General features: G+C 68.5%; 20 protein-coding genes and 1 riboswitch. Of the genes, 3 read left to right on the forward strand and 17 right to left on the reverse strand.

Features of this window, described 5'->3' with window-relative positions; genetic code table 11:
- Positions 1-30: 30 nt before the first annotated feature.
- The 6 genes from cobF to cbiE are packed head-to-tail and all read right to left on the reverse strand — an operon-like array spanning position 31 to position 5,202.
- On the reverse strand, positions 31-765 hold the full coding sequence (gene cobF, locus BM171_RS12540) for a precorrin-6A synthase (deacetylating) (RefSeq protein WP_093012783.1): 735 nt from the start codon (positions 763-765) through the stop codon (positions 31-33).
- On the reverse strand, positions 762-1,490 hold the full coding sequence (gene cobA, locus BM171_RS12545; protein ID WP_093012786.1) for a uroporphyrinogen-III C-methyltransferase: 729 nt from the start codon (positions 1,488-1,490) through the stop codon (positions 762-764). The genes cobF and cobA overlap by 4 nt, the downstream gene beginning before the upstream one ends.
- Complete coding sequence (locus BM171_RS12550) at positions 1,487-2,857, reverse strand: cobyrinic acid a,c-diamide synthase CobB (protein ID WP_093012789.1); 1,371 nt, start codon at positions 2,855-2,857, stop codon at positions 1,487-1,489. Before BM171_RS12550 ends, cobA begins: the two co-directional genes overlap by 4 nt.
- Entirely contained in the window at positions 2,850-3,644 is a 795-nt protein-coding gene (gene cobM, locus BM171_RS12555; protein ID WP_093012791.1) for a precorrin-4 C(11)-methyltransferase, read from the reverse strand. The genes BM171_RS12550 and cobM overlap by 8 nt, the downstream gene beginning before the upstream one ends.
- On the reverse strand, positions 3,641-4,009 hold the full coding sequence (locus tag BM171_RS12560; RefSeq protein WP_093012936.1) for a cobalamin biosynthesis protein: 369 nt from the start codon (positions 4,007-4,009) through the stop codon (positions 3,641-3,643). Before BM171_RS12560 ends, cobM begins: the two co-directional genes overlap by 4 nt.
- Positions 4,006-5,202, reverse strand: a complete 1,197-nt coding sequence (gene cbiE / locus BM171_RS12565; RefSeq protein ID WP_093012794.1) for a precorrin-6y C5,15-methyltransferase (decarboxylating) subunit CbiE — start codon at positions 5,200-5,202, stop codon at positions 4,006-4,008. Before cbiE ends, BM171_RS12560 begins: the two co-directional genes overlap by 4 nt.
- Here cbiE and BM171_RS12570 point away from each other — a divergent pair.
- Complete coding sequence (locus tag BM171_RS12570) at positions 5,201-5,953, forward strand: cobalt-precorrin-6A reductase (RefSeq protein WP_093012797.1); 753 nt, start codon at positions 5,201-5,203, stop codon at positions 5,951-5,953. The two genes, cbiE and BM171_RS12570, sit on opposite strands and share 2 nt — an antisense overlap.
- Here the strand turns inward: BM171_RS12570 and cobJ are convergent.
- The 7 genes from cobJ to BM171_RS12605 are packed head-to-tail and all read right to left on the reverse strand — an operon-like array spanning position 5,926 to position 13,867.
- Positions 5,926-6,678 (reverse strand): precorrin-3B C(17)-methyltransferase, encoded by a 753-nt coding sequence (gene cobJ / locus BM171_RS12575; protein ID WP_093012800.1) that lies wholly within the window; start codon positions 6,676-6,678, stop codon positions 5,926-5,928. The two genes, BM171_RS12570 and cobJ, sit on opposite strands and share 28 nt — an antisense overlap.
- Complete coding sequence (locus tag BM171_RS12580; protein ID WP_093012803.1) at positions 6,675-7,406, reverse strand: precorrin-2 C(20)-methyltransferase; 732 nt, start codon at positions 7,404-7,406, stop codon at positions 6,675-6,677. The genes cobJ and BM171_RS12580 overlap by 4 nt, the downstream gene beginning before the upstream one ends.
- Positions 7,403-8,032, reverse strand: a complete 630-nt coding sequence (locus tag BM171_RS12585) for a precorrin-8X methylmutase (protein WP_093012806.1) — start codon at positions 8,030-8,032, stop codon at positions 7,403-7,405. The genes BM171_RS12580 and BM171_RS12585 overlap by 4 nt, the downstream gene beginning before the upstream one ends.
- Before the next feature lies 1 nt (position 8,033).
- Positions 8,034-9,188 carry a precorrin-3B synthase gene (gene cobG / locus BM171_RS12590; RefSeq protein ID WP_093012809.1) on the reverse strand — a complete coding sequence of 385 codons (1,155 nt, stop codon included), beginning with the start codon at positions 9,186-9,188 and terminating at the stop codon, positions 8,034-8,036.
- Complete coding sequence (cobN, locus tag BM171_RS12595; protein WP_093012812.1) at positions 9,185-12,475, reverse strand: cobaltochelatase subunit CobN; 3,291 nt, start codon at positions 12,473-12,475, stop codon at positions 9,185-9,187. The genes cobG and cobN overlap by 4 nt, the downstream gene beginning before the upstream one ends.
- A 5-nt stretch (positions 12,476-12,480) precedes the next feature.
- Positions 12,481-13,533: a cobalamin biosynthesis protein CobW gene (gene cobW, locus BM171_RS12600; protein ID WP_093012815.1), complete on the reverse strand. Its 1,053-nt coding sequence runs from the start codon at positions 13,531-13,533 to the stop codon at positions 12,481-12,483.
- Between the two features lies 1 nt (position 13,534).
- Positions 13,535-13,867 carry a DUF1636 family protein gene (locus BM171_RS12605; protein WP_093012939.1) on the reverse strand — a complete coding sequence of 111 codons (333 nt, stop codon included), beginning with the start codon at positions 13,865-13,867 and terminating at the stop codon, positions 13,535-13,537.
- Positions 13,868-14,000: 133 nt separating this feature from the next.
- A riboswitch (cobalamin riboswitch) is annotated at positions 14,001-14,214 on the reverse strand.
- Between the two features lie 88 nt (positions 14,215-14,302).
- Here BM171_RS12605 and cobO point away from each other — a divergent pair.
- The gene (gene cobO / locus BM171_RS12610; RefSeq protein ID WP_093012818.1) at positions 14,303-14,911 is read left to right on the forward strand and encodes a cob(I)yrinic acid a,c-diamide adenosyltransferase; all 609 of its coding nucleotides are present in this window, start codon (positions 14,303-14,305) and stop codon (positions 14,909-14,911) included.
- A gap of 318 nt (positions 14,912-15,229) precedes the next feature.
- The gene (locus BM171_RS12615) at positions 15,230-16,675 is read left to right on the forward strand and encodes a cobyric acid synthase (protein WP_093012821.1); all 1,446 of its coding nucleotides are present in this window, start codon (positions 15,230-15,232) and stop codon (positions 16,673-16,675) included.
- Here BM171_RS12615 and cobD read toward each other — a convergent pair.
- From cobD to BM171_RS12635, 4 genes are read right to left on the reverse strand one after another with little or no spacing between them, the layout of a single operon-like run.
- Positions 16,672-17,634: a threonine-phosphate decarboxylase CobD gene (gene cobD, locus BM171_RS12620; protein WP_093012823.1), complete on the reverse strand. Its 963-nt coding sequence runs from the start codon at positions 17,632-17,634 to the stop codon at positions 16,672-16,674. The genes BM171_RS12615 and cobD overlap by 4 nt on opposite strands.
- Before the next feature lie 10 nt (positions 17,635-17,644).
- Entirely contained in the window at positions 17,645-18,586 is a 942-nt protein-coding gene (gene cbiB, locus BM171_RS12625; RefSeq protein ID WP_093012826.1) for an adenosylcobinamide-phosphate synthase CbiB, read from the reverse strand.
- Entirely contained in the window at positions 18,583-19,377 is a 795-nt protein-coding gene (locus BM171_RS12630; protein WP_093012829.1) for a hypothetical protein, read from the reverse strand. Before BM171_RS12630 ends, cbiB begins: the two co-directional genes overlap by 4 nt.
- 3 nt (positions 19,378-19,380) lie before the next feature.
- A complete protein-coding gene (locus tag BM171_RS12635) occupies positions 19,381-19,962 on the reverse strand; it encodes a histidine phosphatase family protein (RefSeq protein WP_093012832.1) in 582 nt (193 codons plus the stop codon).
- Between the last annotated feature and the right edge of the window lie 28 nt (positions 19,963-19,990).

Here is a 19,990-nt window from a genome sequence, read left to right on the forward strand (position 1 = left end):
TTTTCTAGTGACCGATGAGCGGCAAGGCCGCTATCCAGTCGTTTTGCGCAACAGATACGTATCCATGATCCAGCCATGCGCCGCGCGGGCCTCGGCGCGCGCCGCCTTGATGCGCGGGCCCGCTTCGGCAAGAGGGCCCGCCTCGAGGAGTTCGTTCTCCATGCCGAGATATGCGCCCCACCAAATCGTCAGATCCTCGGGCGGCAGGCGCTCGAAGCTGCATTCGCCATCGAGCATCACGACCAGCGTCTCCGCGCCGTCGGGCCACCCGTGGTCTCGCAATCTGCGCCCCGTCGTGACCGTGACGGGACCGTTGACGGTATTGAACGGGATCGCATGCGCGGCGGTCAGCGCCTGTAGCGCGGTGATGCCGGGGATCACGCGGAGGCGCGGCGCAGGGGAAAGCCGCTCGGCAATCCGGAGCGTGCTGTCATAAAGACCGGGATCGCCCCAGACCAGAAGCGCAACCGGCCCGTCGGTGCCATCCATCGCTGCCTGCCAGCGCAGTGCGATCTCGTCGTGCCAGCGGGCGACACGGGTGTCGTAGGGCAGGCTTTCATCGCGCACGGGCATCTCGAACGGGATAACCTGCGCGCTCGCTTCGGCTTCTTCTATGATCGCATAGCGCAGACCTGCGAGATCGTCCTTTCCGGCGCCTTTCTCGGGGACGAGTATGGCGCCCGCCTCACGGATCGCCTGCCAGCCTTCGCGCGTGACATGGGCCGGATTTCCCGTGCCGATGCCGATGAGCCAGAGTTCGGTCACAGCCCGGCCTCGTCGGCGAGCGGGCCGTAGAGGATGAGCGCTGGCAGCGGACTTGCCGCCATGTCGAGCCGTGCGGCCAGCTCGGCCACGGTCGACCGGGTCAGCCGTTGCTCGGGCGTCGAGACCGCCTCGGCCAGAAGCGCGGGCGTCGTGCCGGGCAAGCCGCGCTCCATCAGTGTCGCCGCAAGCGCGGGGAAGGTGCGCTTGCCCATGTAGATCACCGTGCAGGCCTTGGGATCGGCAAGCGCGGTCAGGTCGAGATCGCGCGGCAATTCGCCCGATACGTCGTGCCCGGTGATGAACTGCACGCGCCGCGCGGTGAGCCTGCGGGTGAGCGGAATGCCAGCCGCCGCCGCCGCGGCGAAGGCCGAAGGCACCCCTGGCACGATCTCGTAGGGGATGCCCGCAGCCTGCAGCGCGACAAGCTCTTCCTCGAGCCGCCCGAACAAGCCGCCATCGCCGGATTTCAGCCGCACGATCCGCCCGCCCCCCGTCGCGTAATCGACGAGAAGTTGCGAGACGTGGTTCTGCTTGGGCGAGGGGCGCCCAGCGCGTTTACCGACGCCGACAAGATCGGCCTCCGGCCGGGCATGGCTCAGGATCGGACCCGAGGACAGATCGTCGAAAAGGATCGCATCGGCGCGCTTCAGTCGGTCGACCGCTTTCAGCGTCAGAAGTTCGGGATCGCCGGGGCCGCTTCCGACGAAACTCACGAAACCGCTCATGCCGCGTCCTCCGCCGAGATGAGGTGGAAGAAGGTGCCGGTTACGTGGCCCTTCCGCGATCCGGTCTCGGGCACCGGGTTACCGTCCGCATCGGTGACCTTGGCGAGCGGCGCATCGGGCTCGTCGAGGATCGTCGAGTAGTGAAACTCATGCCCGCGCAGCGCCGCACCGGGACTCGCGCCGGGCATGGCCTCGAGAAGGGTCGCGCGGCGATAGCCGAGGTGGAACTTGCGCTTTTCGTAGGAGGTCACGAGGCCCAGAAGCCCGGCCATCTCGTGTCGCACCCCGTCCTTGTCGATGAGCGACTGACCGAGCGCCATGTAGCCGCCGCACTCGCCGTGAACGGGTTTTGTCTCCGCGTGGCGGCGCAGGCCGCCGAGGAAGCTGCTCGCGGCGGCGAGGCGGCCGGCATGCAGCTCGGGATAGCCGCCGGGAAGCCAGATGAGATCGGCAGACGGGTCCGGGGCGTCGTCGGCAAGCGGCGAGAAGGGCAGGATTTCTGCCCCCGCCGCGCGCCACCCGGCCAGAAGATGCGGATAGGTGAAGGAGAAAGCCGCATCGCGCGCGAGAGCGATCCGCTGGGCGGGCGGGGGCGGCAGCTGTCCTGCTTGGGGCGCCGGCCCGCCGCGCGCCGCGGCGCGGATCGCCGCAAGGTCCACGTGCTCACGCAGAAATGCTGCGTATCCCGCGATGGCAGCCTCGAGATCGGGATGCTCCACGGCTTGGATGAGACCGAGATGCCGTTCGGGCAAAGCAAGATCGCCGCGCCGGGGCAGAACCCCCAGGACAGGAAGCCCCGCGCGCTCCATCCCGAGGCGGATCAGCCGTTCATGCCGGGGCGAGGCGACGCGGTTGAGGATCACGCCTGCGAAGGGCAGATCGGGCGCGTAGGCGGCAAAGCCCATCGCCGTCGCCGCTGCCGATTGCGCCTGTCCGCCCGCATCGATGACAAGCACCACCGGCCAGCCCATGCGCTGCGCCGTCTCCGCGCTCGATCCCATGCCGGTCTGACCGCGCGTGGCGACCCCGTCGTAGAGGCCCATCGATCCTTCGGCGATCGAGATTTCCGCGCCGCGCGCATGTTCCGCGATGCCGGACAGGAGCGCATCGTCCATCGCCCATGTGTCGAGGTTGAAGCTCTCGCGCCCCGCGGCGGCGAAATGGAAGGCCGGATCGATGTAATCGGGCCCGGATTTGAACGGCTGCACGGCCAGCCCGTCTTCGGCGAGCGCGCGCAAGAGACCGAGCATCACGGTTGTCTTGCCCGTGCCGGAGGCCGGCGCGGAGACCAGAAGGCCGGGGGGCCAGCCCCCCGGACCCCCCGCGGTATTTTCGCCAATCCAAAGAGGGGACGTGCGCTCAGTCATCGCCAGCCTGCCAGTCTGCCCAAGGGCTTTCCGCCGATTGCGGGCGATAGCGGCGGTCATATTCGGAAGCGTAAAGGCGGCTGTCGTCAAAACCCGCCTGCGCGAGCGCCGGTCCGACGAGGATGAGCGCGGTGCGGGTAATGCCGCCGTCGATGCGCGTCTCGATATCGCCGAGCGTGCCGCGCAAGATCCGCTGATCGGGCCAGCTCGCGCGCCACACCACCGCGACCGGGCAGTCGGCACCGTAATGCGGGCTGAGATCGGCTACCACCTGGCTTAGGTTCGTGATGGAGAGGTGGATCGCCAGCGTCGCGCCGGTCTGGGCGAAATTCGTCAGCGTTTCGTGCTCCGGCATCGCGCTGGCGCGGCCGGGCGTACGGGTGAGGACTACCGATTGTGCAAGACCCGGCAGCGTCAGTTCCGCGCCGAGCGCGGCACTCGCGGCGGCAAAGGACGGAACGCCCGGGGTCACGTCGTAGGGGATGTCTTTCTCGCGCAGGCGGCGGAGCTGCTCGCCCATCGCCGACCAGACCGACAGATCGCCCGAATGCAGCCGCGCGACATCGTGGCCGGCGGCATGGGCCGTCTCGATCTCGGCCATGATCGCGTCGAGATCGAGCGGCGCGGTATTCACGATCCGCGCGCCGGGCGGACAATGATCCAGAATGGCCTCCGGCACGAGCGAGCCAGCATAGAGGCAGACCGGCGAGGCCGCGATCAGGTCGCGCCCGCGCAGCGTCAGAAGATCGGGCGCGCCGGGGCCTGCGCCGATGAAATGCACTGTCATTGCGATCCTCCCCTTGCGAGCGCGCAGGTGGCCATGCGGTCGGCCGAGATCGACCGGGGGCCGAGCAAGCTTGCGCCCGGACCTGCCGCGGCCAAAGCCGCCGCCTCGGCAACGCTGCCGGTGCCCCGCGCGGATTTTGACGCCTGCGAATGCGTGGCGGTCTGTTGGCGCTCGAGCGTGTCGCTGTCAATGGCGCTCGCGGGAAGGCTGAGGGTCTCGGCCAGGCCACGGAACGCCGGTCCATTCGCCTTGTCCGCGGCGGTCGCGATCATCGCCACGCCCCGCGCGCCGCCCGCTTGCTCGAGCGCGTCCAGGAGGCTGGCGGTCGTCGCCGCGCCGCGAAATCCGAAACCGGCGACGATCACAGCGCGCCTCGCCATTGCACAACCGGATAATGCGAGCGCCAGCCGCGCTTCGTGCCGAGCGGCGCGGCTTCGGATAGCTCGATCCGCAACAGCTCGCCGCCGCGCTTCGCCTGCCAATCTGCCAGAAGCGCCTCGGATTCGAGCGTCACGGCATTGGCGACGAGCCGCGTTCCGGGGGTGAGCCGCTCTGCCAGCGTATCGAGAAGTGCGCGGCTGAGGCCTCCGCCGATGAACACCGCGTGGGGCGCATCCAGATCATCGAGAACGTCGGGTGCGCGGCCTTCGATGACATCGAGCCTGCCCATGCCGAGCGCCGCCGCGTTCTCGCGGATGCGAGCCGCGCGATCGGCGCGGGGCTCGATGGAGATGGCCCGCATCGACGGATCCGACAGGAGCCATTCGATCGCGATGGACCCCGAGCCGCCCCCGATATCCCAGAGGCGTTCACCGGGCCGGGGGGCGAGGGCGGAGAGGGTGAGCGCGCGGACCGGGCGCTTGGTGATCTGACCGTCATTGGAGAAGAGCGCATCTTCGCGGCCTGCGGCGCGCGTGACCACCGGGCCGTCGCCAGCAACCTCGATTGCGGCCGCGACCGGATGGGCGATGTCCGCCGCCCCGGCATCGGCGATCACCGGTGAGACGCGCTCGCGCGGGCCGCCGAGCGCTTCGAGAAGCGTCACGCGGCTCTCCCCGAACCCCGTGGCGGAAAGGTAGGCGCAAAGATCGCCGGCCGCAGCGCCATCCCTGAGAAGCACGAGAAGCCTCGCACCCGGAGCCAGATGCGGACGCAACGACGAGAGCGGCGCTGCGTGCAGGCCAAGGCAGGTCGTTCGCTCGATCCCCCAGCCCATCCGGGCCGCGGCCAAAGAAAACGTCGACGGACCGGGCAGGGCGCGCCACTCACCGGGGGTCAGCGCCTCCGCGATCACGCGGCCCGCGCCGAACCAGAAGGGATCGCCAGAGGCCAGTGCCACGACGCGCTGACCTTTAAGCCGCTGGAGGATAGGCAGACCGTCGGCGAATGGCACCGGCCACGCGATCCGCTCGGCCGCGAGATCCGGCAGCAGGTCAAGATGACGCGGCGCGCCCATGACGATCTCGGCCTCTTGCAGCGCGAGGCGGCTTGCAGGCGGCAGGCCCTCCGGTCCATCTTCGCCGAGCCCGACGATCGTCAGCCACGGAGTTTCAGCCATGCACCCGAACCTTCTGATCCTGGCCGGAACGACCGAGGCCACGGCTTTTGCCCGCCATGCGGCGGAGCTGGGACTCGAGGGCACGGTCTCTTTCGCCGGGCGCGTGGCGCGGCCCTTGCGACAGCCGCTGCCGCAGCGTGTGGGCGGGTTCGGCGGCGCGGAGGGTCTGGCGGCCTACCTCAAGGAGCACCAGATCACACATCTCATCGACGCGACCCATCCTTTCGCCGAACAGATGAGTCGCAACGCGGTCGTCGCGGCTGAGAGAGCTGGCGTGCCGCTCGTGGCGTTGACGCGGCCGCCCTGGACGCCGGAGGCCGGGGACGATTGGGTGCGCGTGCCGGACATTGCCGGTGCGGTGGCCGCGCTTGATCGTCCGGCGGCGCGCGTCATGCTGGCGGTTGGGCGCATGCACCTCGCCGAGTTCGCGCCCAACCCGCAGCATTTCTACCTGCTGCGGCTCGTCGATCCCCCGGAGGTGCCGCCGCCATTCCCGGATCACCATGTCGTCGTCGATCGAGGCCCGTTCGAGGCCGAGGCCGACCGCGCCCTCATGGAGGCGCAGGGGATCGAGCTTGTCGTGTCCAAGAATGCGGGCGGCACGGGCGCTTATGCCAAGATCGCCGCGGCACGCTCGCTTGGTTTGCCGGTCGTGATGATCGATCGCCCGGCGCTGCCCGCGCGGCGCGAGGTGCACGACATCGAGGAAGCGCTGGCTTGGGTTCATGCGGGGACCGATCTCGGTGTGTAGATAAGCGGCGGACCATTCCGCGCGATCTGCCGCGTCGCCGAAGAGCCGACGATGACCACTGTCCGCATATCCGCCATCTCGGGCGTCGCGTCCGCGAGTGGGACAACGGAGAGCGCCTCCTCCGGGGTCGAAACGGCGCGCGCGAAAAGGATCAGCCGCTCGGGCTCGCAGCACTCGCGCAGGATCTCGAGGGTACGGGCGAACCCTTCGGGTCGCGAGGCCGAGCGAGGATTGTAGAAAGCCATCGCGAAATCGGCCTCGGCGGCAAGACGCAGGCGCTTTTCGATGAGTGCGAAGGGTTTGAGATTGTCCGACAGGTTGAGCGCGCAGAAATCATGGCCCAGCGGTGCGCCGGCGCGCGCGGCGGCGGCCAGCATCGCGGTGATGCCCGGAAGGACCGCGATATCGAGATCGCGCCATGTCTTCGGACCGGCCTCCAACGCCTCGAAGACCGCGGAAGCCATCGCGAACACGCCGGGATCGCCGGAGCTAACCACGACGACCCGATGACCTGCCTCTGCCATCTCGAGCGCATGTTTCGCCCGGTCGATCTCCACCCGGTTGTCGCTCTCGTGCAGCCTCAGCCCATCCCGCGGCGCGATGCGTCGGACATAGGGAATGTAGCCGACGATATCGGTCGCCTCCGCGATCGCGGCCTGCACATCGGGCGTCACCAGCGCGTCGTCGCCGGGGCCGAGCCCCGCGATGCGAACCCAGCCCGTCACGGCCGCCGACCTTGCCCGTGGACGAGCACGATGGAGAAATAGGGCAGCGTGCGCTCTCCCAGCTCGAGAAGCGGCGTCATCCGCTGCCCTTCCATGCTGGCATATTCGACGATCACCGCGCGATCCGCCTTGCCCGCCGCGTCAAGCGCTCGGGCGATCTTGGGCAGATTGCGGCCGACCTTCATGAAGACGAGCGCATCGGCATCGCGGGCCCGTGCGGTCAGCGTCTCTTCGTCGAGCGTTCCCATGAGCACGCTCAGCACATCGTCGCCCCAGGTGATCGGCGCGCCGCTCGCGGTCCAGGCTGCGGACATGCCGGTGATGGCAGGTACAATCCGAACGGGCACATCGTCCTTGAGCCGCGTATAAAGATGCATGAAGGAGCCGTAGAAAAACGGATCGCCTTCGCAAAGAACGACAACGTCCTCTCCGGCTCGCGCCAGGTCGCGAAGGCGACCGGCCACGTCTTCGTAGAACTCCGACAGGCAGGCATTGTAGCGCGGATCCTCGAGCGGGATCTCCGTCGTGACGGGATATTCCATCGGGATTTCATGCGCTTGTGGGTGCAGCATCCCGTCCACGATCTTGCGCGACTGGCCGGCGCGGCCGGCCTTGCGAAAGAAGGCCACGTGCCGCGCACCGCGAACGAGCCGGTCGGCGCGCACCGACATGAGGTCGGGATCGCCTGGTCCGAGCCCGACGCCCCAGATCGTGCCGGGCGCGCTCATTCCGCGCGGCTCGCGATCGCGTTGATCGCGGCGACGGTGATCGCGCTGCCGCCGAGGCGGCCTTCGACGATCACCGATGGAACGGGCTGCGCATCCCACAGCGCGTCTTTCGACTCTCGGGCACCGACAAAGCCCACCGGGCAGCCGATGATCGCGGCGGGGCGCGGGCAACCGGGATCTTCCAGCATCTCGAGAAGGTGGAAAAGCGCGGTCGGCGCGTTGCCGATGGCGACGAGCGCGCCCTCCAGCTTGTCCCGCCAAAGTTCGAGCGCGGCGGCGGAGCGGGTCGTGCCGAGCTTTGCGGCAAGATCAGGCACGGCGGGATCCTGAAGCGTGCAGATCACCTCGTTATCGCGCGGCAGCCGCTTGCGGGTCACGCCTTCGCTGACCATGCGCGCATCGCAGAAGATCGGTGCCCCGCGTTCGAGCGCGTCACGCGCGGCCTTGACCATGCCGTCCGAGATCCGGACATGCCGCTCGAGCCCGACCATCCCGGCGGCGTGGATCATGCGGACGACGACCTGTTCGGCATCCGCATCAAAGGCAGCGAGGTCGGCTTCGGCGCGGATCGTGGCGAAGCTCTCGGCATAGATCGCCGCGCCATCCTTTTCGTAGGTGTAAGGCATGTCAGCTGTCCCAAAGCCCGAGAAGATCCTGCGGGGCAAGCCCGCGGCGGTCCGGCTCATCCCATGCCGCCCCGCCTTGCACAAGATCAAAGCGGTCCCTGCGGCCGGTGAGGGTGATATCGGCCACGCCCGATCCAGCGCAGCCCTTGGCGCAGCCCGAGACATGCAGGCGCAGGCCCGGCGGCAGCGATGGCGCCAGCGCGCGGGCGATCGCTTCGGTTTCAACGCTCGCTTGCGCGCAACTGGGCGCGCCGGGGCAGGCTTCGATGCGGCCAAGAGGATCGCAGGGGTCGAGGATGAGATCTGGAATTTCCGCGAGATCCTCGACGTCGCAGCCAGGCAGGAACACGGCGCGCCAAGGCGTGACGACGATATCGGATGCGATGCGCGCCAGCGCGTCGAGCTGGTCCGCGCGGAGCTGACCGAATGCCGCACCCGCCAGCACGCCGTGGGCTGTGGCGCCGGGAATGGGTGGAGACACAGCCTCTGCGGGTCGCTTGTTTCCGGAGAGTTCGGCGGTCAGCGGAACACGGACCACGTGCCGCACCATCCGCCCGCGTCCATCCGCGCCGACCCCGCCCGAGGCGATAAACCAGCGTGCAAGCTCAAGCGCAGCCTGAACGGCCTCGCTTGTGCCCGAGACCGACCGCCCCGTTTCCAAGCCATCGGCTCGGACCAGCAAGCCGTCCGCTCTGCCTTCGATCCGCACGTCGCCGCTGATGCTAGCGAGCTGCCGTCGGGCAGCGGGGTCCACGACGAAACCGAACTTGGACGGCAGGCTCTCCAGATCATCCGCTTCTGCGAGCGCCGTTTCCAGTGCCGTGGCAAGCTCGCGGGCGGTATCGCCGCCGAACGGATCGACCACGATATTGCGCCTTGCCTCGCTCCGTTCGTCGCGGTCGAGCAGCCCGAGACCATCCAAAGTGCCCCAAAGCTCCGTAAGGGTGTCTTCCTTCACGCCGCGGATCTGCAAATTCGCACGGCGCGTCAAAGCGATCCGGCCGGATCCGTAGCGGCGTGCGCAGTCGGCAAGTCCGATCGCCTGGCTGCGGTTGAGCCGACCCGCATGGGGGCGAATACGAAGCACAAGACCGTCCTCCGCTTCCATCGGACGATGCGCGCCGGGACACCAGCCTTTCACGAGCGGAGTGTTCATTCCGCCGCCCTCAGATCCGTTGCCGACGAATTCCGTCGCGTCTGCCAGAGGCCGGCAGCCCTGAGCGCCTCGAACCGCTCGCGCATGGCGGCAAGCGCCTCGGGATTGGCCTCTTCCATGAACTCCGTCACCGCCGCATCGCCCAGCGTCGCGGAATGATAGGCGTCGAAGAGGTGGCCGGGCACCGCATCTGCGAGATGTGCGAAAGCGGCCATGTTCTCGAGCGTCGACGCGATTTCCGCCGCGCCCCGAAAGCCGTGGCGCTGCATCCCCGCGATCCAGCCGGGATGCGTGGCGCGCGCCCGCACGACGCGAGCGATCTCTTCGGTCAGATCACGGCTGCGGGGCCGATCCGGATCGGTCGCGTCCAGATGCCAGAGCCGCGCCGCCCCGCCGGTGACGCCTTGCGCCGCGGCGAAGCCGGCCTCGTGGCTTGCATAATCCTCGGCCAAGAGCACGTCGGTCTCGGGCAGATCTTGCAGATGCACGAAGGCGTCCGCCGCCGCGACCCGTTCGCGGATGGCTTTTGCGTCCTCGACCGCCGTCTCGCCATCGAGCGCCCAGGAGGATGCGGCGAGCCAGGCTTCACCCGCGCGAGCGCGGGCCTCGTCGGAATAATCGGTGAGCTCAGGGCCCATCGCGAGACCGAACTGACCCGGCTTCGGTCCGAAGACGCGCGCCTCTGCTTGGCCCACATACGGGTTCCAGTCTGCCGCTTCATCACGGGCGGCAAGCGCGCGGATCGCCTGGTTGTACAGCGCCGAAAGAGTTGGGAAGACATCGCGGAACAGGCCCGAGACGCGAAGCGTGACGTCGAGGCGCGGCCGGTCGAGTTCGGCGATGGGCAGAACCTCGATGCCCGAGACGCGCTCGGTGCCCGTATCCCAGACAGGACGCACGCCCAGAAGCGCCAGCGCCATGCCGAATTCCTCGCCGGCGGTCCGCATCGTCGCGGAGCCCCAAAGGTCAACAACGAGGCTGCGCGGCCAGTCGCCCTCGTCCTGCAGGTGCCGGCGTACGAATTCGGCCGCGAGCTTCTGCCCCTGCGCGTAAGCCGCACGGCTCGGCACCGCGCGCGGGTCGGTCGTGTAGAGGTTGCGCCCGGTGGGCAGGACATCCTGCCGCCCGCGCCAGGGCGAGCCCGAGGGGCCCGGCGCGATCCGCTTGCCGTCCAGTGCGTCGATGAGGGCCTGCCGCTCGGCAGAGGCGGCGGCACCCATCTCGGGCGGTGCGGCGGGATCCGCGCGGCCCCAGACGTGCAGCCCGTCGCCGTAGCGGCTTTCCTTCACATCGCAGACGAAACGGTCGATCCGGGTGATCGCCTCGGCCTCGCACATCGCCCCGTCGATCCCGAGATCTTCCTCCACGCCCTCGGCGCGCGCCTCCATGCGGATATCGTCCATCAATCGGTCGCGGCGGCGCGGGTCGAGCCCGTCGGCATTCGAGAATTCGTCCAGCAGCGCCTCGAGGCGCAGGAGCCGGTCGGGCGTGCGGCTTTCCGCAAGCGGCGGCGGCACATGACCGAGGGTCACCGCCCCGATACGCCGTTTCGCCTGCGCGGCCTCGCCCGGATCGTTGACGATGAAGGGGTAGATCACCGGCATCGCGCCGGTCAGCGCCTCGGGCCAGCAGGTCTCGGACAGGGCGACGGCCTTGCCCGGCAGCCATTCGAGCGTGCCATGCGCGCCGATATGAACAAGCGCGTCGGCCTGATCGGCGAGCCAAAGATAGAACGCCACGTAGGCGTGACGCGGCACCCGCGCGAGGTCGTGGTATTCATCGCCGCGCAGTTCAGGCGTGCCCCGTTCGGGCTGAAGTGCGACAAGCGCGTTGCCCCGCCGGAGTGCCGCAAAGCGGAAGACGCCCTCCGGCGCATCGCTCTCGGGTTGTCCCCAAGCCGCTTGCAGATCGTCGCGCAGAGGTTCTGGCAGGCGGGAGAGTGCCTCGCGATAGGCTGAGACTGGCCAGTCGATCGTCTCGTGCCCAAGCGCTGCGGCCAGGTCGCCGTCCTCTGTCGAGTAACCGGCCTCCGCTAGGTCGCCGAGCACCGCCTCGGCCGAGGCCAGCGCATCAAGACCCACCGCATGGGCCATGTTCCAGTCCCGCCCCGGATAGGTCGACAGGACGAGCGCCACGCGCCGGTCGGCTGGCGGCGTCGCGGACAGCCGATACCAGGCCGCCACGCGCGCGCAGACCGCATCGACACGCCCGTCATGCGCCTGGTGGCGCAGCCGCGTGAATTGCAGATCCGGGTCGCGCGGCTCGGGCTCCTTGAACGAGACAACGCCGCCGAACAGCCGGCCATCCACCTCCGGCAGAACGACATGCATCGCCAGATCGGCCGGCGAAAGACCGCGCTCGGCCTCTTCCCAAGCTGCGCGGTCCGAGGTGGCGAGCGCGACCTGGAAGACCGGAACACCGGCCGCATCGAGCGGAGAGGCCCCGCCATCGCCCTTGCCCGAAAAGGCCGTCGCGTTGACGATGGCGGCAGGCCCAAGATGTCTCACTTGCCGTGCCATCCATTCTGCCGCGCCGGGCGCCTTCAGCGATGGCGCGAAAAGCCCCATGACGCGGAAGCCGCGCGCACGCAGCCCGGCGAACATCGCCTCGACCGGCGCCAGATCGGCGGAGACCAGGAAGGACCGGTAGAAGACCACGAGCGCGAGCGGTGCATCCGCGGCGCTTGCCGCTTCCGGCCAAGGGGCGAGAACCGGGCAGGCGACGCCGTCTTCGGGCGTCCATCCGCCGACGCTCGGCAGGGCCTTCGACCCCTTCACCGGCCCCGCATAAAGGCCCGCTGCAAGTGCGAGTTGTTGCAAGGCCGCCTGCGCCGCGACCGCCCCGCCGGTATCGCAGAAATGCGACAGCCGTCGCAGCGTGGAGACCGGCATGGTCGAGACCGCGTCGAGCCGCGCATCGGGCCGCCTGTCCGCGGGCAGAACCGCGAGCGCGATGCCTTTCTCGCGCGCCAGCGCCTCGATCTGCTGCAGACCGTATGGCCAGTAGGATTGCCCGCCGATGAGACGGATCAGGATGCCTTTCGCGCCCTCCAGCGTCTGTTCGATATAGGTATCGACCGAGAGCGGATGCCGGAGTGCCGCGATATTGGCGAGGCGCAGAGACGGAATCCGTCCCTCGCGTCCGCCACCCCGCTGCCATCCCGCCGCGAAGGCCCCGAGATCCGAATCCGAGAAGGACAGCACGACCAGATCGGCCGGGCTTTGGGCCAGGTCCGTCGGCGTGTCGGTCTCTTCGAGCCCGTGGCTTTCGCGGAAGACGACATGCATGGCGCTTACGCGGTCTCCTCGGCGGCGGTCAGCACGCGGGTGATGGCGGCGGCGTCGATATCGTCATGCTCTGCGATGACCACGAGCCGTCCCGCGCGCGCCTCGTCCGGGCCCCAGGGCCGGTCGAACTGGTGGCGCACGCGCGCGCCCACGGCCTGCACGAGAAGCCGCATCGGCTTGCCGGCGACGCTGGCATAGCCCTTCACGCGCAGGATGTTCTGTTCGCGGGCGAGCCGCTCGATCCGCGCGGCAAGATCGGCGGGCGAGGCGAGCTCGGGGATGTCGATGACGACGCTCTCGAAATCCTCGTGATCGTGCTCGGGCACCCCGTCATGATGCGACGGGCGGGCGTCGATATCGTCTTCCGCGGCGGCGCCGATCCCGAGGATGATGCGCGGATCGACGCGGCCTTCAGCGACCTCGACCACCGGCAGCGGGCGCGGCGCTTCGGCGGCGATCACCGCGCGGGCCTTCTCGACGCCATCCTTGCCGGCAAGGTCCGGCTTGGTCAGCAGCACGATATCGGCGCAGGAGATCTGGTCCTCAAAGACTTCCGAGAGCGGAGTTTCGTGGTCGATGCTCTCATCGGCACGGCGCTGCGCGTCGACGGCCTCGACATCCGGCGCGAAACGGCCCGCTGCGACCGCTTCGGCATCGGCGAGCGCGACTACGCCGTCCACGGTGATCTTGGACCGGATATCGGGCCAGTCGAAGGCCTTCAGAAGCGGCTTCGGCAAGGCCAGGCCGGAGGTCTCGATCAGGATATGCTCGGGCCGCGGATCGAGCGCCAGAAGCGCCTCGATGGTCGGGATGAAATCATCCGCCACGGTACAGCAGATGCAGCCGTTCGCCAGCTCGACCACGTTCTCGGCTGGGCAATCGGGAATGGCGCAGCCCTTCAGGATCTCGCCGTCGACGCCCACATCGCCGAACTCGTTGACCACGACCGCGAGGCGCTTGCCGCCGGGGTTCTTCATCAGCTCGGAGATCAGCGTCGTCTTGCCCGATCCCAAGAAGCCGGTGACGATGGTGACGGGAAGTTTCTCGAGATCGGCCATGTCAGTCCTCCATCGGTGGCACGCGGGCCACGCAGTTCTTTTTGAAATGATCGGGCCGTTCCCGCCAAGGAATAAGCCCGTCTTGGGTCGCGTGATACTTCGCGGCGCCCTCGCGCAGAAGGTCCGGATGCGACGCTTCGTGCAGATTTCCGTAAATGTAGGTCCAGCGCCCGGGCCCGCGCAGAGCAACGGTGCAGCCGCCATCGCAGTTCTGCAGGCAGTCTACCGCGCGAAGCGTGACGCCCTCAGGCATCGTTCCGTCAAGCGCGGCGAAAAGCGCGGCGCCGGGACGTGTGCCGTCTTCGGCAACGTCGAGCCCGCGGCGGCAGGTCATGCAGACGAGAAGTTCGGCGGGTTGGGGAGAGGCGGGGTCGGACAAGCGGGTCCCTCGGGGTCGGAGGACGAGGGCAGGGGTGGCAGGGGCGTCGGTATCGCGCCCGAAGCCACCGGAACACCCCGTCCGGTTGCGTGGTCTCTGGCCCAAGGCAGGTCTCCCGGCTGCCGGATCCGAGGCTTTGCCTCGCGGCCGCCCTGCCTTCCCGGTCCCTGAGGGCCAGTGGCGTTCGGGCGACCTCTCCGGGTCACGGTCGCGGGGGCGGCTGCGGCATGACCCCTCGGGGCGCCCGCATTCCCTTTTCACCTCGGGGTCGACCCCAAGGCACCTTGTGCGCCCATCCTTGTTGCGCTGCACGCCCGGCCTGTCAAGCGATGCGATTGACTGCACGAGGGCAGGGTGCCAGTCATGCGCCATTCGCGACAGGAGCCGGACATGGACGAGATCACTGCCCGCCACAATGAGAAGATGAAGCGGATCAAGGCCGCCCGCGACGAGATGATGAAGACCAAAACCGAGCAGAAGGGTCTGGTCATCGTCCATACCGGCAAAGGCAAGGGCAAAAGCTCCTCCGCCTTCGGCATGATCATGCGCTGTATCGCCCACGGTATGCCAAGTGCCGTGGTGCAGTTCATCAAGGGCAATTGGGAAACCGGGGAGCGCACCTTTCTGCGCGAACGCTTCTCCGAGGAATGCCGCTTTTTCGTTTCGGGCGAAGGCTTCACATGGGAGACGCAGGATCGCGAGCGTGACGTCGCCGCCGCCCAGCATGGCTGGCGTATCGCAAAAGAGCAGATCCTCGATCCCGAAATCGAGTTCGTGCTTCTCGACGAGATCAACATCGCGCTGCGCTACGATTACCTCGATATCGACGAGGTGGTGGATTTCCTGCTGACCGAAAAGCCCCACATGACGCATGTCTGCCTCACCGGGCGTAACGCCAAGCCCGAACTCATCGCGGCGGCGGACCTCGTGACGGAATTCGAGCTTTTGAAACATCCCTTCCGCGAGGGCGTGAAAGCGCAGAAAGGCGTCGAGTTTTGAGCGTGCCCGCGCCTCCGTCCGCTCGAAGCGCTGAGGCGGATCGCGCCGGGGGGCCAGCCCCCCGGACCCCCCGCGGTATTTTTACCAATCCAAAGACACGAAGCCTTAACGCTTTTGCCGGCACTCTTCGCTGGCGGTACAGGGAGCGGTCCCGATGACCGCCCAAGCCAAAGACGCCGCGCTCTGTCCGTCTGACGTGGGGCCGGGCGCGGCGTTGCGGTTTGGTGCGCGGCGCTTTTGTTTTTGGGTTGGCCCAAATACCGACTTTGAACCCGTGGGGTCGGGCGCGCGTACGGGCATGAGCGTCTGGAGGCGCATATGAGCCGGGCGCTGATGATCCAGGGCACGGGCTCCAACGTGGGCAAATCGGTTCTTGTCGCCGGGCTTTGCCGCGCCGCGGTGAAACGCGGGCTGTCGGTTGCGCCGTTCAAGCCGCAGAACATGTCCAATAATGCCGCCGTGACCGCGGATGGCGGGGAAATCGGCCGCGCGCAGGCATTGCAGGCCCGAGCGGCGGGTCTTGCGCTCCATACCGATATGAACCCCGTGCTCCTGAAACCCGAATCCGAGACGGGCGCGCAGGTTGTCGTGCAGGGCCGCCGGATCGCGACGGTGAAGGCGCGCGATTACGCGCGGCTGAAAGCGGAGCTGATCTCCCCCGTGCGCGAAAGCTTCGAACGGCTGCGCGCCAGGCACGACCTCGTTCTCGTCGAAGGCGCGGGCAGTCCGGCGGAAGTGAACCTGCGCGCGAACGACATCGCCAATATGGGCTTTGCCGTCGCGGCGGACGTGCCCGTGATCCTGGCGGGCGATATCGACCGTGGCGGCGTGATCGCGCAGATCGTCGGCACGCAGGCCGTGCTGCCAGCCGAGGACGCGGCCCAGATCGCAGGCTTTCTCGTCAACAAGTTTCGCGGCGATCCGAGCCTCTTCGACGATGGCTACCGCCTGATCGAGCAACATACGGGCTGGCGCGGCTTCGGCGTTCTGCCATGGTTCGGCGAGGCGTGGCGGCTGCCGGCGGAGGATGCGCTCGATCTTAGGGGACAGGCCCGCGAGGGCACGCTGCACATCGTGTGCCTGCGGCTTGGCCGGATCGCGAATTTCGACGATCTCGATCCGCTCGCGCAGGAGCCGGGCGTGCGACTGACGATGCTCGGGCCCGGAGAGGCTCTGCCCGGTGATACGGACCTGGTGATCCTGCCGGGGAGCAAGTCGACGCGGGGCGATCTTGCCTATCTGCGCGAGCAGGGCTGGGATCTCGATCTCGTCGCACATCTGCGGCGCGGCGGGCACGTTCTCGGCATCTGCGGCGGCTACCAGATGCTCGGAACGGTCATTCACGATCCCGATGGGCTGGAAGGTCCGCCGGGACACGAGGCGGGGCTCGGGCTTCTCGATGTCGAGACGCGCATGTCTCCGGACAAGCGTCTGAGCGAGGTCGACGCGGTCCACGTCGCGACGGGCGTCGCGTTTCGCGGCTACGAGATACATATCGGCCAGACCGACGGGCCGGACCGGGCGCGGCCTTTCGCGCGTGTGGAGGCTGCGCCCGAGGGCGCGGTCAGTGCCGATGGCAGGATCGCGGGCAGCTACGTGCACGGCATGTTCTCGGACGATGCGTTCCGCGCGGCCTATCTTGCAGGCTTCGGCGTGGCGTCCGAGGCGGGATATGATGCGCGCGTGGAAGGCACGCTCGACGCGCTTGCGGCGCATCTCGAGGCGCATCTCGATCTCGACGCGCTCTTGGCGGCGGCCCGCTAGCTCAGCGCGGCACGGAGGCGATCCCAGCCGGAGGCATCGCCGGGCAGTCCGAGGCGCAGCCAGCGCGTCGAATAGGGAAAAATGCGGCTCCAGATCCGCTGCGAGGCGAGACGGTCCTGTGCCTCCGTCGCATCCGGCGTCTCGTAGGTGCGAAAAAGTGTTGTGCCGCCGGCAAGCGTCCATCCTGCCTCGGCGGCCCAGGTGTCGAGCCGCGCGCTGTCTGCCTCGAGCCGGTCGCGCGTCGCGCGCTGCCAGTCGAGATCGCGCAGGGCGACACGCCCCGCCGCGATTGCAGGGCCGCTGACTGCCCAGGGTCCCGCCAGCTCGGCCAGATCCGCCCGGAGTCGCGCTCCGGTCAGCGCGAAGCCGAGGCGCAGTCCCGCAAGGCCATAGAACTTCCCGAAGGAGCGCAGCACAACGATACGGTCGGAGGTTGGACCGAGGCGCGGCGCGAGGCTTTGGGAGGGGTCGGCATCGGCGAAGCTCTCATCGACGATCAGCAGGCCGACCTCTTCGGACAAGGCCTCCAGCCGGTCCGCGGAGATCCGCCGCCCGTCCGGGTTGTTGGGCGAGACCACGATCGCAAGGTCGGCGCCCTCGAGCTGCTCGGATGCCGAAACCTCGCTCACGGCCCATCCGCCCGCACGCAACGCGGCGGCGTGTTCATTATAGGTCGGGCCGAGGATCGCCGCGCGGCCGCGCGCCTTGAGATGCGGCACAAGCTGGATCGCGGCCTGTGCGCCCGCAAGCGGCAGGGGGCGGACGCGCGTGTCATAGGCGATCCGTGCCGCCGCTTCGAGATCGGCGAGTGCCTCCGCGCCGGGCAGGGTTGTCAGACTCGCGGTCTCGAGCGCTGGCATCGGATAGGGCACCGGATTGATGCCCGTGGAAAGGTCGAGCCAGTCGCCTTTCCCCCAACGCGCCCGCGCCTTGCCAAGATCTCCGCCGTGATCGCGCACCCTATCCCCTTCAGATCAGCGCCATCAGCCCAAGCGCCGCGCCGAGACAGAGCATCGCGCGGACGTAAAGTGCAAGCCCCCGGTTCAGCGCGCCCGGCTCTGGATCTGGCGCGCCTTCGTTCAGCCAGGGCTCGTCCGAGACGCGGCTGCCGTAGCGGCGCGGACCTGAGAGCCGTACACCGAGGGCGCCCGCCATTGCCGCTTCGGGCCAGCCGGCATTGGGCGAGCGATGGCGGCGCGCGTCGTGGCGCATGACGTGGATCGCGGAGCCCGGGCGGCTCGACGTGAGAGCGAAAAGGAGGCCGGTCAGCCGTGCCGGCACGAGGTTGACGAGATCGTCGAGACGCGCCGCGGCCCGACCGAACTCCTCGTGACGGGGCGTGCGGTGCCCGATCATCGAATCCATCGTGTTGATCGCCTTGTAGGCCACGATACCGGGCAGACCGGCGAGAGCGCCCCAGAAGAGCGGTGCGACGATCCCGTCGGATGTGTTCTCGGCCAGGCTTTCGAGCGCGGCGCGGGCGATCCCGCCGCGGTCGAGCTGCGCGGGATCGCGGCCGACGATCATGGCGACCGCTCCACGCGCGGCCTCGATATCGCCTCTGACAAGCGGCTCCGCGACGGCGCGAACATGCGCGTGCATGGACCGCAGGGCAACGAACGGCCAGGCGAGAAGGCCGCCGACGAGAATGCCAAGGGCGCCGTCTGGGACGAGCGCCTGCAGGACGAATGCGGGGATCAGTGTCGCGGTGAGGACAACGGCGACGGTCAATGCGCCCTTGCGGCGCCGTTCGGCGCCGGGAGCGTCGTCACGGTTCCATGTCCGGTCGAGACGCGTGATGAGCGCACCGATCCAGGTGACGGGATGGCCGATCCGGCGATAGAGCGCGTCGGGCCAGCCGAGCGCCGCGTCGATCAGGCAGGCCACCAGCATCATCGCGGCGAAACTCATGGTGCGTCTCCGGTGCGGAAGCGAAAGACGCGGGTGAGCCCGGCAGCGCGCAGGATCGCGTCTGCATTCTCAGGCGTTTGTCCCGGTGCGAAGATGAGGCCGCGTGCAGAGCCTGTATGGGCCCGGACATGACCAAGCGCTCCGGTCTGTCGCACCAAATCGGGCATCGGATCGTCGGTCGGGCCGCGCATTTCGGTCGTGCGCTCCGCGGAGCGGGACGCGAGCGCGCTGCAGCTGGCAAGGTCCGGTCTTTCCCGCCAGGCGCGGACGAGATCGGCGATGTCGGGAAAGGTGTTATCCGATGGATCGGTGCGAAGAGGCGCGCCGAGGAAACCCCCGACGATCTCGGCCGCGGGTGGCGGCGCGATTGTTGCGATCACCCGGCCTTCGCGCGACGCCCAGAGGAGACGGTCCGGGTGAGGATACATCAAGGGGTCGCTCGCACCTTCCGTGCTCAGGCATGCCTTGGCGAGGATCGCCGCCGGACCCTCGAAGCCAGCGGCCCGAGCCAGAGCGACAAGCGTTGCCGTCGAAGCCCCGGCACCGCCGCCCGCCGGCATCTCCGCCGAGATATGGAACGTGCCCTGGGAGAGGTCGAGACCCGCCAGGAACATTGCAGCATCGGCAAGACCGACCGTGCCCGCATCGCCCGCAAGGTCCAGCGGGCCGTCTCCGAGCCGCTCCGCCGTCACGCATAGCTCCGCGCACGGGATCGTCACCAGCGTCACGGGTCCGCCGGGTCCGAGCCTGCCTTGCAGCCATTCGCCGAAATGTCCTGCGACACGGACCATGACTTACAGACCCGGTGCGTTCACGCAGATGATGGAGAGCCCGCCCGGATGGCATCTGAGCCGCGTCAAGGACAGCGGGGCGATCTCGAAGGCGAGGCCCGCCTCCTTGTGCCCGAGCGCGCGGGAGAGAGCCGCGCGAACGAGTCCCGCATGGGCGATCACGGCGATGGACCCACCTTCTCGGGCGCGGGCTTCGAGACGTTCGAGCGCGGGCGCGGCCCGCTCGCAGAGATCGGAAAAGCTCTCGCCCTCGGGCGGGCGGCGCTGCGCCAGTTCGGACAGGGTCAGCGGGCCGAGATCCGGCAATGCGTCGAATGGCAGGCCGTCCTCGGCGCCGAAATCCTGCTCCCACAGGCAGGCATCTTCGGGGATGTCGCGCCCGGGAAACACCGCGGCGGCCGTCTCGCGGCACCGTCGTGCGGGGCTCGACACCGTCTCGCAGCCGCTCAGCGCAGCGCGCAGCTTGGACAGAGCATCCTTTCCCGGCAAGATCGCGGACACATCCGTGCGCCCGACAAGCCGCCCGCCGTGATCTGCGGGCGCATGCCGGATCAGGATGAGCTCGGACGGACCGATGGGCGGCATGAGGGCTTTTCTCCGTTCGGAAAACCTG

The sequence above is a fragment of the Roseivivax halotolerans genome, assembly GCF_900115815.1.
GTDB lineage: Bacteria > Pseudomonadota > Alphaproteobacteria > Rhodobacterales > Rhodobacteraceae > Roseivivax > Roseivivax halotolerans.